Consider the following 16,798-nt stretch of genomic DNA (forward strand, 5'->3'; position numbering starts at 1 on the left):
TCTTGTCACAGACAAGTCAATATTGACAGCCTGGTTAATAACGGGGCAAGTTTATGTTGCTGTTTATTTGAGCGCCTTCGCAATTATATGGTGTTTTATATTGGCTCTTGTTCATATATAAGTGATGTCTTTTTGCCTGAGGAGGCTGTTGCGGTATCGTTGAGGAGTTTGCTCGAAGATATGGCAGTATCAGTCGCTAGTTACCATATTTTATCTGTGTGCGTATGAATCAGTGTTTAATAATCGCGGTATCAGTTTCAGTTGAGAGTAATTCTGCGATTGATAATGTATTATTCATTGTTATCAAAAATACCATTTTTCTTATTTTGTTAAGTTGTTGATTTTAAATGATTGTACCTGCACAACGTGCAAAAGATTTTAGTGCTGGTTAGTTGAGTCTTGCAATCAACTTTATTTGTCGCAGCTGAGCTAATATCTGTATTTACTTTTGAACTGATAACATATGAGCAATCGGATTTTCTATAGTGGAGAATTCAGCAGTTGTTCCACAGGTAAATGATGCTGGCAGAGTTCTATCGGCTTTCATGTAAGTTAGGTCCCCTCCCCTTTAATTTGTATTTTGGATAATTGTTATCAGTAAATGAGCTTGAATTGGAATATTAATAGGCTCAATCGTTGAGGAAATTGTTGTCGGAAAACCCAAGATACAGTTGCATAGCCGGGATATGATGAGCATCAATCTCAAAGTGCATTTGAAGAATGAATCAAGAGATGGATGTGTTCACTGTAAGATACTGGCGAATTACAGTCTTAAAAGCTTGGCTACTGGGAAGTACGGCCCTTGCCTATTTCTGGCTTGGTAAAATATAAATCGCATCAGTCATTATGTGTAAAACATCAATCGGATATTTCTGAGCGGTCGCGGTAAAGTTGAGGCTATGCTCTGGGATAAATAAGAGTATGATGGCAAGTAACCTCAGCTACAGATTGTTATGTAAATGAACCACACCCAGCTATTACTAGATGTTAGCACTAACGCCCTACTACACCTCGAATTTAAAAAACTAGACAAACCACTTAGCTTAATTGAAAGAAATAACCTTCTGGTTAAGTATTTCAAGCGTATTGTAAAAGCAAATCGCTATCGTACTATTCGAAAATCGGCCAAACAATGGATATCACTTGGTCGCCAGTCAGATACCAACCTGGAGTCAATCCTTGATACTGAAGTTGAGCGTTTGCTGCAGACCTGTTCAACTGACTTGTACCGTTTTGTCGGACTTGTTGCTGACCTTGAGCTGACGTTGAACACAAAAGTTCAATATTCGAAAGCTTGTGATATTGATTTAAATGCGCGGTATGGCAAGGTACTGGTCTGTGTGGTTGATGAGGATTTAACGTCTAGCTTTGATAGTGAAGGGCTGATGATTAAATCAACCCAGATTCTCTTTATTGGTAATGCTGAGCTTAAAGATGTGTTTTCTGCTGTGATAGATCAAACGCGATATTTTCAATCTGTTGTTGCCTATGAAGATGAAATACATTTAAGGATTGAGTTGTTTCGGATGTAAATGGTTTTCTTATTAGTAATCTCACTGTTCAGAGTCTCTTCCTTTAATTTGTTTTTTCACTCGCACTACCAGGTTAGCCAATTAGGTTTGTATGGTTGTGGGTTTATGTGTCGCGCAAATCTAGTGTATTGAGGCTGTTGAAAATAACTGGGTTTGTTGAATTGTTTATGACTGTTAGTTCTGCCGAAGAAGTGTTGCGAGATGAATGAATTACGCGGTGTGATCCAATGAGGGGAAAATATTGATTCATAAACTACTCAGTACTGAAGAGCATTTTCATCGACTTACAACTATTGCTTTTGATGAGCTTCGTACTATTTATCAACCAACAAAATTAGCCCACGAACAAAAATCTCAATCACATGAAAAGTGGGAGCCTTTTGGTTATTTTATTGGTAATAACTTGGTCGGATGTATTGAGGTAAGTATAAACAATGATGTTATGAACCTAAGAACATTGGCTGTGGCTAAAGGTTATAGACGACAAGGTATCGCAAGAAAGCTGATTGATGGTGTACTCCCAAAGTATTCTGGAGTTAAATCGATATCAGTTTGGTGTGTTGAACAAACTGGTAATGTTACGGTATTTAAACACTTAGGCTTTGAAGTAACTCAAAGCTTTTACTCAAAGCTATTTGAGCTGCAAGATGGTTCAAAAGCTGTCGAGGTTCAGCTTATGCGTGATGTAATGGTATAAAGAGGCTTAAGGCTCTGCATTACAATTGATGGCTTTGGTGTTAGGTTTTCTGCGGTGATAATAGCGTATCTTCTCGTAACTGTGAGACTTTCTAGAGATAACTAATCAGGGAGAGAAAGTTGAAGGAATATAAAGCATATCTGTTTGATATGGATGGGACGCTGGTAAATTCGGAACCGCTCAAAGGGTTAGCTTTGTCGTTAGCATGTGGCCATTATGGTTCGGATGTAGACTTTAATGTTTACAAAGGTGTCATGGGAGAAAGTTGGTCTGTTGTAACCGGTCATTTTTTCAAGCATGCTGAAATCAATCCAGACTTACCTGAGTTTAATCAGTTTTTCAGAGGCCATTATGAAAAGTTATTGTCGGAAAAACTTGAGTTAAACCGAGGCGCTCTGGATTATCTTTTGCACTTGAAAAGATCAGGCAGAAAGTGTGCTGTAGTGAGTTCGGCGGCAACTTGGATGGTCAACAGTATATTGGCTGCTTTGGGGTTAACGGAACTGTTTGATGTCGTCATTACTCAAGAGCATGTAACTAGGCATAAACCGGACCCAGAAGCGTATACACTCTCTTTAAATCAGTTGGGCTTGAAAGCCTCTGAAGTTCTAGTGTTTGAAGATTCAAACGTAGGGGTTGAGGCTGGTGTTGCAGCTGGTTGTGATGTTGTCGCATTTATCCACGAGTTCAATCGAAATAACGATCTCAGCAAGGCGATAAAGTTCATAGTTGATTACGATGAAATGTTTGTATAAACATTGACTATGAGGCTCGTTGTTAGATGGTGTACATAACTCCATATGGACGGCGTTGGAGGTTTGATAAGTAAGATTATCAAAATGCTGTATAGAATGTTTTAGCTGCCTGGCAGGACAAGAAAAGATGAAACTGGATGAAGTGAAAATTCGAAGTGCTAAATCGAGTGAATTAGACGAGCTCTACCATTTAGTGACCTCAGATGAGGAATGGACCAAGTTTAATGGTCCTTACTTTCTTTATTCTACGCCGACACTTAACGAGTTTGCTAAAGGTACATTCTCACGCCTTTGTGACGGTACAGACATGCAGTTGATAACTGTCAATGATATACCAGTTGGCTCGGTCAGTTATTATTGGGAATGCGAGGCGACTCGTTGGTTAGAGGTAGGTATCATCATATATAGCTCCAACTTTTGGGGTAAAGGGTTGGCAGCTAAGGCACTTCCTCTATGGATAAGTCACTTGTTTTCAACACTTGAAATTGAGCGTGTGGGATTGACTACTTGGTCGGGAAACCCTCGTATGATGGCATGTGCTGAAAAACTTGGGCTACAGCAAGAAGCCCGTCTACGTAAAGTTCGTTATTATCAAGGGCATTACTACGACTCTGTTAAATACGGAGTTCTCAGAAGTGAATGGGAAGAGCGCAATAAAAAAGGTCCTTATCTTACCAATTGGTAGCATTTAAGCACTTATAGTGCAAAGAATAGGTTATCTATATACATCAAATTTGAGGTGGTTATTCTCTATCTGACGTAGATTATAATTGTTAAATTCACTTTTCTTCATCCAAAACAATCTTAGCTTCTCCCTCTTTACTGATACAGATAAAGCTGTGTGTATTAGAACTATTTGGCATAACGGGTACTTATTTAGGTATAACGAATCATGATGTAAGCGTTTTATTACCTCGTTGTAACATAACCATCTATGTGTGGTGTTGTTATGCAGGTGGTTAAATGACAGGTCTAAAGAGTTTTGTGGGAGTTGCGTGGGCCATAGCGCTTACATCGTCGGCATTTACTAATGCGAGTGTGAATAATGTAAGCTCTTTAGCGCTAGAAACAAATACATTTTCTTATGATCTATCTGGCCGTCTTATCGGTCATAACCAAGGAGACGATGAGCGTCGATATCATTATGACGGTGAAGGAAATCTGTTGGCCGTTGTGTCAGATTTCTCTTCATCTTTTGTACCAGCAACATTAACTGCGCCAGCAACACACCAAATTTTAAATTTCCAATTCCCAATTCACTTTCAATGGCAGAGTTCAGGTCCGCGCGTTATTTACGAGCTGTACATGGGACGAGAGCCTGAAAAACTATACCTGAAAAAGAGCGGAATGCTCACCACCAATGTTGATATTGACCTTTCCGGCATCCATGACGTGGCGCCGATTTATTGGAAGGTGGTATCGATTGGCCCTGATCAATCCCGTGTTCAGAGTCAGCTGCAATCATTCTCTGCCCTTGATACAGACGCTGATAGCTTACCGGACCACCTTGAATACGGTTTGTGTACCTCCGCATCTTCAAAAGATAGTGATGGAGATGGCGTTGAAGATCAGGATGAAATCCTAGTGAATGAGGTGATTAGGACGCTGTCCTCTCCTTGCTCCCCAGACAGTGATGGGGATGGTATGGAGGATGCTTTCGAGAGAAGTCATGGAAGTGATTTGTTGGCCATCGATGATAATCGAGGTGACAACTGGGAAGAGTACGTCAATTGGTCGTCGGCTAAAGCGAAAGAGTTAAACGTACCTGAAAAGCACGCACCACGTTTGTTAGATCTTTCTGATAATAATGGCCATGCCTTGTCTGGCATCGTACCGAATGGGGACGATATTACCCTTATGTACTGGGTAAAAACGGAACGCTTTACTGATGTTCCGCAACACATGGGGGCGCATGATGACAGCAATCGTCGCTTTTACATCGGTAATGATGCCAATGGCAATGTGTCGTTTGGCGTGGGTAACAGAGCCTCTGTTGAGGAAAACCCGAGATATCAGTCTGGTCGCTGGACGCATTTTGCCCTGACATACACCGATGGGACGGCAAGGGTTTATGTAAATGGCGAATTGCACAAAGTGCTTACGGGTATTTCTTTCGATAAGCCAAGTGCTTATACAATTTGGTTTGGTGATAGACATCAGAAAAAAGCTTGGAACCCAGAACCTATGGATGGGGTTGTTGATGATATTCAGGTATGGGACCAGAGTCTATCGATAGACCAAATACGCCGTTTTATGGTGAATGCACCTTCGAACAGCGACAACCATTTAAAGGCATGGTATGACTTCAGCGATTCGCGCGGTGACTGGGTGAAAAACGGGGTAACGGGTCGTTATGATCTCAAGCTAATTGGTGGTGCGCATTTGAGCCCTGAGCCGGCCTTTAGCGATGCGGACAATGATGGGCTTGCTGATAGATTTGAGGTAAGCCTCTGTACAGATAGTAACAATGCCGATACCGATGGTGATGGTGTCACGGATGGTGTTGAATTAGGCGTTCACTCCTCTTTTGTATCAACTACGAATCCATGTGATACCGACACGGATAACGACGGTATCGATGACAAGTTCGAATTAGTTCATGGCAGCGATGCGTTGTTTAGTGACGGACACCTTGATGCTGATGGTGACGGAAAAACAACGTGGAATAACTATGTGAACTGGCAATCTGAACGCGCTGATAAACAAGGGATACCTGTTGAGACCAGCGCGCGGGTGTTGAATATCACTGATAATGACGGTTATGCCATTTCAGGGGTTGTACCTGATGGCCGTGATATGACGTTGATGTATTGGCTGTATAGCTCCCAGGCAGCAGAGCAACTTTCAGGCAGTAACGATGGTAATAATCGCCTTTACTTAGGGGTCAACCGTAATTCAAAGCTGCTTTGGGGACTGGGATACCGCAGTAATCAAAACAACAGCGAAGGGGAGGGGCAACCTGGTGAGTGGGTGCATGTGGCATTAAGTCGTCAGCAAAATGTCCTTTCTGCCTATGTTAACGGTCATCGTGTGGATGAAACTAGCGTCCGGTCAAACTCTGCGTTGAGCCCTTATAGCTTATGGTTCGGCGCATTAAACAATAAAGCAAAAGCAGACAGTCTGACTCAAGGTGTGATTGATGATATTCAGGTGTGGGGCAAAGGCTTAAGCCAGGCATCGGTTCGCCAATATATGATGGTGCCACCTCATGGTGATGAAGATGCATTGATTGCTTATTATGACTTTATGAAGTCTCGCGGTTATTGGGTTCAAAACAAAGCTTCTGGGCAATATGACCTGAAATTAGTCAAGGGTGCAAAATTAACAGCACAACCTGAGGACATTGACAGCGACAATGATGGCATCAGCGATCGCTTCGAGCGTGGTACTTGTACCGGGGTAAATAATCCTGATACGGATGGTGATGGCATTTTGGATGGACAAGAATATGGCATTAACAGCTCGTATCAATTTGTTACTAATCCATGTTCAACTGATACCGATAATGATGGTATTTCCGATACTTTCGAGCAGCAAAATGGCATGGATCCACTTCAGCATGATAGTGGTCGGATTGGAGCTGATAACACGTCTAATTGGCACAAATATGTTGATTATGTTGCACGGCAGCAGCAAATCAATGGAGTGGATACCATCATACAGGATGCTGAATTAGATCTTGTTGATAATCAAGGTTATGCAATGTCGGGCGCTTTCCCTGAAGGGGGAGTTATCACCATAATGTATTGGTTAAAGTACAACAAGCTTGAGGACGACCAATATAGTGGAGTCATTGCTGAAAATGGCACCACGAAACTCGGTTATGACGCACTATATCGACATCAAGTCGGTCAATGGGGGACTTACAATTCAATAGCTCAGAAGCCGTCAGTGAACAATTGGGTTCATTTAGCCTTGGTCGCAGATTTTGAGGCGCTGAAACTTTACATCAACGGTAATTTGGTAAGTAGTAAATCGATTCAAGGCAAGAATTTTGCCGAGTCAAGCCTTTACAGCCTGTGGTTCGGGGCCTTGAATGATAAAGGTCGTGCCCGCTTCCCTATGAATGGCTCTTTGGATGACATTTTGGTTTGGAATAAACCATTAACACAGTCAGATATCCGTCACTACATGGTGGCAGCCCAGGATATTCCCCGCGAAGGGCTATTGGCACACTATGATTTTTCTTCAATGCGCGGTGATTGGGTAGAAAATAAAGCAACGGGTGTGTTTGATATGTTGCTTGTTAACGGGGCCCATACCACGCATTCAGCTACGAGTGGCGATTCAGACAGAGATGGTTTATCCGATGATGTTGAAAAACAGTTATGTACGGATATGTTGTCCTCTGATACCGATGGCGATGGTCTGTCTGATGGTGAGGAGCTAGGTAAAGTTCAGCTGTTTAATGGTGAGAAGGTTGCTACAAATCCATGTGATATCGATACCGACAATGATGGCATGACGGATGATTTTGAACTCCATCACCAAATGAATCCGGTCGAAGCAGATAGCTATAAAACGATTGATGAGACGGGGCAAACATATTGGCAAAACTACCTTGGTTATGTCGAAGAGCAAGCTTCGTTGAATAGCGTTTCTTCTGAAAAACGCCCTCGCGTCCTAGATACCAGTAATACGCATGGTTTTGCGCTTACTGGCCTGTATTTTGATGGCCAAGATATGACGTTTATGTACTGGTATAAGGCTGGTGATACCGTAGGAGCGTGGGATCAAGCTGAATCAGGGGCAAGAAATGGTTTTTCTGGCAGTAAGGGTAAAGGGTTCTCACTGGGGTTGATAAGGGCTGAGGCGAAAGAATACTGGGGAGGGGGCACCAATAGTGGCGGACGGAAAAGGCTTCAACATCAGCAGTGGGTACATGTTGCCGTTTCAGTAAAACAACAGAAGCGAAAGTTATATGTCAATGGCCATTACGTGGGAAGTGCTGGCTCTGGCTGGTATCCAAATCAGTTTTACCCATATCCGGTCTTCATTGGAGCCTTGAACAAAGAAGGCCAGGCTGTCTATCCAATGAAAGGCTTGATTGATGATGTTCAGGTATGGAACAGATCATTGACCAATACGGAAATCCGTCGCTTGATGATGACACCATCTAAGGATGAATCGAGTGACTTGAAAGCTTATTACAGCTTCGATGAATCTCGGGGTAGCTGGGTCAAGAACCAAGTGACCGGACAGTATGATATGTGGCTGAAAGGCGGAGCTTCTTTGATTGATGAAGAAGCATTTGTCGACAGTGATCACGATGGCCTGGATGATAAATTTGAGCACGACAATTGTTTAAGCAATCGCGTTGCAGACAGTGATGGAGATGGGTTACTGGATGGCCAGGAATATGGGCTCAATAGTTTGTATTCAACGATCACCAATCCTTGTGATGAGGATACCGATAATGATGGTATCCCCGATGGAGCCGAGCTTGCGATGGGAACGAATGCCCTTAGCGTGGATAGTGGCACTGTCGAAGCCGGTACGGACGTGACACACTGGCAGACTTATGCGCAGCAAGAGCAGGTGAAAGCAGATGCTGCGGGTATTGCCATAACCCAAAACGAAAGAGTGCTGGATGTCAGGAAGGTGGACGGCTATGCCCATACGGGACTTTTCCCAGATAGCAAAGACACTACTTTCATGTATTGGGTTAATTTCAACTCTGAGCCTTATATGCAAAAAATGGGAGTTGTTAATGAGAACGGTGGTAGCAGCCAATTGACCTTGGGTTATGAGTTCCGCGCCCCGTATGGCAGATGGGGGAGATGGGATGTTCATTACGGACCACGTGCTGAGCGGGACCGTTGGATCCACCTTGCCTTTAGCGTTGAATCTGGTGTGCGTCGACTCTACGTCAATGGTAAGTTGATAGCTACCAATTCGAACAGGTCGGAAAATAGGAATGTCATTGGCCCTTGGGCCATGTATTTAGGCGCGGTGAATGAACAAGGAACTGCTGTTGAGCCCATTGATGGTCTGATTGATGATGTACAAGTGTGGAACAGAGCACTTAGCGATCATGAAATACGTAAGTATATGTTCTCTAAGCCAACCGCAGATATAGAAGGACTCACCGCACTGTATGACTTTACGGCCGTGCGTGGTGACTGGGTACGCAACGAAGCTAATCAGCAATTTGATTTGAAATTAGAAAATGGGGCGAAGCTAGCCATTCAGCCTGCCGATCAGGATACAGATGGTGATGGGTTGGTTGATAGACTTGAGCTTAGTTTCTGCACTGATGGTTTAGTGGCGGATAGCGACAAAGATGGTTTGGATGACGGTGAAGAGCTGGGACTTGGCAATCCTTTTGCCATGGTGACTAACCCATGTGATGACGATACAGACAGGGATGGCATGACTGATGGCTATGAGCGTTTCAACAACTCAGATGGCTTGTTGCCTGATGGTAACTTTGACAGTAATGCCAATGGTATCGTCAATTGGTTTGAATATGCCGCTGTGGCAAGTGATCTCGACGATGAGTCTGTTGTGGCTCCTGGCGTGTTGGATAACCGGTTAGCGACGGGTTATGCGGTCACACCGATTTTCCCGCACAATGGCACGATGACTTTTATGTATTGGGTGAAATCCCTCGGTGAGGGTTCACAAGTAAGTGGCGTTACGGACTCTGGTCATCGTCATTACTATGCAGGACTGAAGCAAACGCAGGAGTTCTGGGGCTGGGGTGCGAATAAACGCAAGGGATATAGTTGGGATGAGCCTGACTATGAGCCAGGACAATGGACGCATGTTGCGTTAATTCATGGTGATAACAGGGTTAGCCTATATATCAATGGTCAGCTGTCCGATAGTTTTGCGAAAAAAGATCTCGGTGAGGCATTTGAGCGCTCTATTTGGCTAGGAGCATTAAACCAAGAAGGTGAACCAGGCAGCTTTATTGATGGTGTGATCGATGATGTTTCGATGTGGGATCGGGCGCTTAGCCCGAGTGAATTACATCGTTATATGGTTGCTCAACCAGATGAGAATGCTGCCGGTTTACAGGCTTACTATGATTTCTCGACTTATAAATCAAATTGGGTATTAAACCGGGCGACCAATCGCTTTGACCTTAAGTTAGTCGGCGACATCAAGATAACTCGCCAGGCAGAGCCGGTAGATTCGGACAATGATGGGATTGAAGACCGGTTTGAGCTTGTTATGTGTACTGATCCGCTAAGTGCCGATTCAGACAACGATGGGGTGTCTGATAGCATTGAGCTTGGTATTCACTCTCCTTATTCACAAACGACCGAACCGTGTGATAGGGATACTGATAATGACGGTATGTCTGATGGATATGAATATCAGGCTGGAAGTAATCCGGTAGTTAAAGATGCAAATATGGACACTGATGGTGATGGTTTAAAAAACTGGTATTCATATACAGAATGGAAAGCAAATCAACGGCGAAATAATGGTGCGGTGGTCAGGCATCAAGAGCAAGTATTGGACTTGACTGAGAATGACGGTGTTGGTTACACCGGGATTTATCCAAATGGTGAGGAAATGTCCCTCATCTACGATGTGAAGTTTACTCAAATCAAAGATCTTAATCAGCGTTTAGGCACAGATGATGATCATCATCACCGCTTTTATCTCGGCATCGATAAGGATGGGGATGTTTCCTATGGTGTTGGTAATAAAAAACATTATAAACGTTTCGTAATAGAGCCGGATGTTTGGTATTCGTTTGCCCTTAGTTATAAAGCATCTGTAGCTGACGTATATATCGACGGTGAAAAGATAGCATCGTTAAATTATGTGAGCTTTAGTGAGGATAGTCAGACTCCGATATTGTTGGGCGCACTAAATAATCATGAATATATGAAAGCGGAGATAGATAATGTTCAGGTTTGGAGTGTCGGCTTGGACAGTGAGTCAGTAAATAAATATCGGACTACTCCACCAACAGGAACCGAAACAAATTTAAAAGCTTTCTATAACTTCAATTATTCATTGCACGATCTGGTTAGGAATGAAGTAACTCAAGAATATGATTTGATTTTGAGTTCACCGGAATTACTAAAACAGTCAAATAATCATTATCTGGAAAATTAAACTCATTGTAGTCGCTATTGATATTAGCGTTAAAGGAATAATAAATGGTACTTGCTATATTAGCTGCAATGGCACTTGTCTTTTTGACTTTGCTACAGTCATGCTCGCCTCCTACGCCGCCGCCAACTGGCCCAATGGGCGGGGCTCCTCAGGGCCAGCATCCCGATCCTGGCCAAAATTCGGGGGCCGGAACGGGCTCAGATTCCAATTCGGGTTCGAATGGTGATGGCTGTGAGCGGGGGGCTCCAATATGGTATATCGACTTCAATAATCTTAATCTCGTGGTGCAAGATACCCCAATATGGGTTGATTCCGCCTATGGGCCAGATATCGAAATTACGTTAACCTACAATGCATTAGGTAAGGAATCAGGATCGGGTACGGTCGGTGCGAGGTGGTCTCATAATTACAGTGAATTTATCGGGGTAGATGAAGATACCGGCTCATTTGTGTTGCACGGGGGGGATGGTCGCGTCGATGAATATGAGAAAATTGGCGTTAATTATATCTTGAATAAGCAGTCACTGTTGTCGGGAGAGGCCACCTGGTTGCCGAGATTAACGGTACAAGGCGCCGATATTAAAGCCCAGTACGCAAATGGTGCTTATAAATTATTCCGGAAAGAAGATGGTGAACGTTACCGCCTAATAGAAACAGCTGATCGGACAGGTAATCGCCTTACGTTTAGTTATCAGAATGGGTTACTGCATCAAATTACCAATGCGCAATTACAAACGGTAGATTTGAATTATGATGCTTCAAACTACTTAACCTCTGTTGCCGGACCTACAGGTTATCAAGCCAGTTTTGAATATAACGATAAAGGAGAACTGACCGCGCTTACCGATATGCAGGGATACACCGCGCGTATCGATTATGATGATAAAGGATTGATTAAAACGCTGACTGATGCCAAAGGTACCACTGAGTTCTTAGTTGAACTGGGGGACCCGGATAGCTCGAAAATTGATGTTTATCCCGCAGTTGGCGACCCGATGGGAATGAGTAGTCGCATTACGGTGACCAATCCACTTGGCTACCGTGAAGAGTATTTTTATAACTCTCAATCTGGTAACGCTTGGTACATTTCGCCAGAGGATTATGTTAACTATGTTGATCACCAAACTAATAACGGACAGTCGGATGTCCCTAAAACCATATATGAATATAAACGTTACGAGAAAGGTTATTCCCGCATAAGCCGGATTACTCATCCAGATAATACGTGGGAGTCTTATGAATATGATGAAAACCGTAACCTATCTCAGGTCACATCATCAGATGGCAATGTCATCAAGTTCAAGAATAATTCGTTAGGAAAAGTTGTTCAGTCTACCGACAACCTCGGGAATGAGACGATTCATGTTTATGATCAGCATCAGAACCTTATCAAATTGGCGAATGAGCAGGGTGAAGCCAAGTTCAAATATGATAAGTTGAATCGTCTGGTTGAGAAAACCGACTTTACCGGCACTACATCTGCTTACAGTTACAACGAGAAAGGTCAGCTCGCGGCTTTTACCAATGCACAAGGTAATGTGCTGACCTACCACTACACAGATGGTTTGCTTAGCTCTCTGACTATTGCCGATAAGTTACTGCTTACTTATCAGTACGATGATCTTGGCCGAGTAACTGATATTACCGATCTCTATGGTAAATCGACTCACTACGAGTATGACAGGATCAACCAAGTCACTCGTGTCGAGCATGAAGGCGATCGCAATGTTGATATTGTCTATGGTACGTGTCCGCGGATGGTGGAGAGTAAAACACTGCCAGGTGGGCGAACGCTCCATTATGAGTACAACTCTGCAAAACAGTTGGTTTCTGTTATTGACCCTATGCAAAGGCAAACCCGATTAATCCGGGATGCGATAGGACGAGTAGCTGCTCTTGTCGATACCAACCAGGCTCGCACTGAATTTGAATATGACACTGGGGGACGGTTAGCCACCAAGCGTTATGATGACGGTAGCGAGTTGAATTATGAATATGAGCAAGGCTATTTAAAGAAGGCGACGAACGCCAGGGGAATAGAAAAACGTTATCACTATAATCCGAATAACCAGCTGATCCGCGTTGAATATGGTGACGATACCCCGGCAGTCAGTTATAGCTATGACAAGTTTGGTCGAGTTGAATCAATCACAGATGCACTGGGTACCACACGATATAACTATCGAAATGACGGTGTCCCTCTTTCAATTGATGGGCCATTGAAAAATGACACAATCAGTTTTACGTACAATGCACTTAACCAGTTGTCATCGCTGGCGGTGTCAGATCAGGTGCAAGCAAGCTATGAATATGACGCGATAGGCCGATTACAAACTGTAGCAGCCTTTGGTGAAGTATTTCGCTTTAGCTATAACGACACGCCGGGAGCCGTGTCATCTCAGCTGACCTATCCAAATGGTCTTGAACAAAACAGGCATTATGATAGTGCGGGTGATTTGGATACGCTGGTATATAAACAAAACAATCAAATCATTAGTCAGTATGAGTATGGCTTTAATCAGGCAGGGAATATTACCCGTTTGGCTACGAATGAAGGGATATTGCTTGAGCAGACAAGGCCACTGGCAAGCTACAATTCGCTGAACCAGATTGCTTCTTGGAATAATCGTAGTGATATATTCCGCTATGACCGAGACGGTAACCTTATTGAAGGGGTATTACCTGGCGATATTCCGTTTAGTGCTGACTATGATGCTGAAAGCCGCTTGACGAAAATCCAGTTTTCTAAAGATGGAAAGCAAATCGAGGAGCGGTTTCGTTATAGTTACGATCATTTCCTAAGGCGTTATGAGCGTTATGAAGATGATACCCAAGTCATTGCGAAGGATTTTGTTCGTTTCGGGTTGTTGGAATTGCAAGAGCGGGATGAAGAAGGAAACGTTGTCGCCCAAAATGCCTGGCGTCCGGATTTGGCCGGTGGTGTTGGCGGATTGCTTGTTCGTCGTCAGGGAGAAAGTCATTATTACTACTTAACAAACCATTTGGGCCATGTACAAGGTGTGTTTAATCAGCAAGGTCAACGTATTGGCCAGTATGACTATTCGCCTTATGGTTTTGTCAGTGGTGCTAACTTTGAGTCACAACCATTTGGTATGTCGACCAAACGCAGCGATTTTGCGAGCGGTTTAGTATACTTTGGCTATCGCTTCTATATGCCCAATTTGGGTCGCTGGCTAAACCGCGATCCGCTCCAAGAACAGGGCGGGATCAACCTGTATGCTTATGTGAATGGTGATCCGTTAGGGTATGTGGATCCGGATGGGCGTTATGGTGTTGGTATATGTCTTGCCTGGCCTGTTGGAACTGCTGTTTGTGTAACTGCTGCTGTTGGTGTTATTGGAATCTATGAAGGAGTTACAAATGCGATGGAATCAGGGGCCGATAGTATGGATAATTTAGGAGAAACGGGTAAAGAACAACAAAAAGCAATAGACTGTATTTTTGATAATTCCTGTTCCAATAAACAGGCTGATAAGCATGTTGATAATTATATAAAGTATCGTAATAAAGGGTTAAAAGATGCGCATGATTGCGCACAAGGTTTGGCGACATCAGTTCCAGGGACTTCAATAACAGGTCCCTTACCTCTTGGTGTCGAAGACTATGCTGTGGGAGCAGTTGTTGCGGAGCTAGCTAATCAATGAATTATATAAAAGTTACTCCTTTTCTGATACTTATCATTATTATGATTTATACACCAGTTTTGCAGGTTATTTCAAATGCTATAGTTTATGAGTATTTTAGATTTAAACAAGGAACAGAGTTTGTACTAAATGATATATGTTATAAGGTTCCTGAAGGGTGGGTTCTTGGCGGGAAGGTTGAAGGTAAATATCCTCATGCTCGATTGATAAAGCAACCAGAATATATTGATTTCTTAGATGTTTATAGTTTGAGTTTTTCTGAGTTACCAAATAAAGAACTTTGGAATAAAGTTGGCACGATAAGTGGAAATGATAGTATCTACGATCTTTCTAACTTGCGTTATAAAAGTGATTATGAATATTTTGCACCGTTGATTAGTGAAGGTTTGTTTGTTTTTTCTAATAAACTTAAAGTTATAAACAATAATGCACTTTACTTTATAAAGTGTGATGATGTGTTTTAGTGAGCTTAATAGCTTCACTGGACGGCAAAAGTATCGCTTGGAAATGTTTACTATTACAATATTTCTCTTGTCTAGTATTTTATACCGAGCATGGAGTGAGTCATAAACAACATAAGTTTGTTACTCTGATGGCTGTAGGGTGTAAGATTATTTATCGAGGTGGTTCTATTTGTCACGCAAAACATGCAAAGGAAAAAAGTGACGATGGATTTATTTATGAAGGGATTTCTGACTGTGATACATCTTATATAATTAAGAAGATAAATATGAATATTGGCCGTGGCCTATTTTCAAGAAAGGAAAGGTATTATATTTATTGCGAATAAATATCGCTAAGTTATTCCTGATTATTATGTTTATTTCGGTTTGTTGGAACTGCAATAGAAGGATGTAAAAGGTACTGTCGCTGCGCAAAATACCGGGAGTGCGGATTGAGCTTGCGAAGTTGGCGGATTGCTTGTTCGTCGCCAGGGAGAAACTCATTATTACTACTTAACAAACCATTTAGGTCATGTACAAGGTGTATTTAATCAGCAAGGCCAGCGTATAGGTCAATATGATTATTCACCTTATGGTTCAGTTGGTAGTAGTAACTACGATTTACAGCCATTTGGTATGTCGACCAAACGCAGCGACTTTGCAAGTGGTTTAGTATACTTTGGTTACCGTTTCTATATGCCAAATTTAGGGCGCTGGCTAAACCGCGATCCGTTGCAAGAACAGGGTGGAATAAACCTGTATGCTTATGTTAATGCTGAACCGTTAGGATATGTTGATCCAGATGGGAAAGAAGTTGTTCTTGCTTCTATTTGTGCTCCTAATCAGATTCTTGATAATAAAAAGTTTAAAAATAGTTTTGATGATGAGGTAATTGAAGTAATCAGACAATAGCGTGTTATTTCATGGGGTTGAGCTGAGCCGCTTACAGGCTAGCTTCAATAAGTTGAGCCCAAGTACTCTTAGGGATACTCGAAGTGATATTCCACTATGACTCTGGCGGTAATTTTATAGGTGGGCTGCTTCCCGATGATATTTTGTTCACGACTGACTATGGTGCTGAAGCTTGACGAAAAGCTACTTTTCCATGAGTGGAAAGCAAGCGGATGCGCGGTTTCGGTTAATGGGGACGGGAGCCTGTTACGGGAAAACAAAGATTGTTTTGATATACAATTATTCTAGTCTGCATGTTCACGTAAATAACCCGCAAATACAATGGATTGATATCAATGGTAACGGTGCTCCTTAAGAGTCACCTGCAGCATATTTACCTATAAATTTCACATAGGATAAAATGACAATGATGCATGATTGGACATTAGTTACATTGGTGTTTGATTGGTTAAAAGGTATAGCCACTATTACATTTAAAAACAGCTACTCACAGGAAGTTACGCTTATTGCTGAGGGGGTAGCTGAGTTGAAAATACCTAAACGTGAGGATTGGGGAGAGAGTGCATCTGTTAACAAAGTTGACATCCCAACAGCTTTAGATAATGGAAACTTCTATTTACAAATTGAGATTCAGTCTGGTGATAAAATAGAATTTGAAGCCAAGAAGATTTCTTTTTCAGATAGTTAATATAGAAAGGAAACTTCTAAGTGAGTT

At 42.5% G+C, this 16,798-nt stretch carries 9 protein-coding genes; all 9 read left to right on the forward strand.

Translation table 11 applies throughout. From position 1 onward, the window contains the following. Window positions 1-959: 959 nt before the first annotated feature. The 9 genes from C942_RS17075 (at window position 960) to C942_RS17120 (ending at window position 16,771) form a co-directional block, all read left to right on the forward strand. Complete coding sequence (locus tag C942_RS17075) at window positions 960-1,532, forward strand: DUF2913 family protein (RefSeq protein WP_007468022.1); 573 nt, start codon at window positions 960-962, stop codon at window positions 1,530-1,532. A 241-nt stretch (window positions 1,533-1,773) separates the two neighbouring features. After that, window positions 1,774-2,229, forward strand: a complete 456-nt coding sequence (locus C942_RS17080) for a GNAT family N-acetyltransferase (protein ID WP_007468024.1) — start codon at window positions 1,774-1,776, stop codon at window positions 2,227-2,229. A gap of 119 nt (window positions 2,230-2,348) precedes the next feature. Then, on the forward strand, window positions 2,349-2,984 hold the full coding sequence (locus C942_RS17085) for an HAD family hydrolase (protein WP_007468026.1): 636 nt from the start codon (window positions 2,349-2,351) through the stop codon (window positions 2,982-2,984). Between the two features lie 127 nt (window positions 2,985-3,111). Beyond that, window positions 3,112-3,669: a GNAT family N-acetyltransferase gene (locus tag C942_RS17090; protein ID WP_036800780.1), complete on the forward strand. Its 558-nt coding sequence runs from the start codon at window positions 3,112-3,114 to the stop codon at window positions 3,667-3,669. Between the two features lie 278 nt (window positions 3,670-3,947). Then, entirely contained in the window at window positions 3,948-11,063 is a 7,116-nt protein-coding gene (locus C942_RS17095) for a LamG-like jellyroll fold domain-containing protein (protein WP_007468030.1), read from the forward strand. A gap of 44 nt (window positions 11,064-11,107) precedes the next feature. Beyond that, window positions 11,108-14,728 (forward strand): RHS repeat-associated core domain-containing protein, encoded by a 3,621-nt coding sequence (locus C942_RS17100; protein ID WP_007468032.1) that lies wholly within the window; start codon window positions 11,108-11,110, stop codon window positions 14,726-14,728. Continuing rightward, entirely contained in the window at window positions 14,725-15,192 is a 468-nt protein-coding gene (locus tag C942_RS17105) for a hypothetical protein (RefSeq protein WP_036800783.1), read from the forward strand. The genes C942_RS17100 and C942_RS17105 overlap by 4 nt, the downstream gene beginning before the upstream one ends. Window positions 15,193-15,645: 453 nt before the next feature. Then, a complete protein-coding gene (locus C942_RS17115) occupies window positions 15,646-16,083 on the forward strand; it encodes an RHS repeat domain-containing protein (protein WP_007468036.1) in 438 nt (145 codons plus the stop codon). 406 nt (window positions 16,084-16,489) lie between these two features. Next, window positions 16,490-16,771, forward strand: coding sequence for a hypothetical protein (locus tag C942_RS17120; RefSeq protein ID WP_007468038.1), 282 nt, complete (start codon window positions 16,490-16,492; stop codon window positions 16,769-16,771). The last annotated feature ends 27 nt before the right edge of the window (window positions 16,772-16,798 follow it).

Origin of the sequence: Photobacterium marinum (assembly GCF_000331515.1) — a bacterium.
Lineage (GTDB): Bacteria > Pseudomonadota > Gammaproteobacteria > Enterobacterales > Vibrionaceae > Photobacterium > Photobacterium marinum.

Bases quoted from the DNA above. Each gene is read 5' to 3' on its own strand.
- C942_RS17075 (WP_007468022.1), top strand. From the start codon at position 960: ATGAACCACACCCAGCTATTACTAGATGTTAGCACTAACGCCCTACTA.
- C942_RS17095 (WP_007468030.1), top strand. From the start codon at position 3,948: ATGACAGGTCTAAAGAGTTTTGTGGGAGTTGCGTGGGCCATAGCGCTT.
- C942_RS17100 (WP_007468032.1), top strand. From the start codon at position 11,108: ATGGTACTTGCTATATTAGCTGCAATGGCACTTGTCTTTTTGACTTTG.
- C942_RS17090 (WP_036800780.1), top strand. From the start codon at position 3,112: ATGAAACTGGATGAAGTGAAAATTCGAAGTGCTAAATCGAGTGAATTA.
- C942_RS17105 (WP_036800783.1), top strand. From the start codon at position 14,725: ATGAATTATATAAAAGTTACTCCTTTTCTGATACTTATCATTATTATG.
- C942_RS17120 (WP_007468038.1), top strand. From the start codon at position 16,490: ATGATGCATGATTGGACATTAGTTACATTGGTGTTTGATTGGTTAAAA.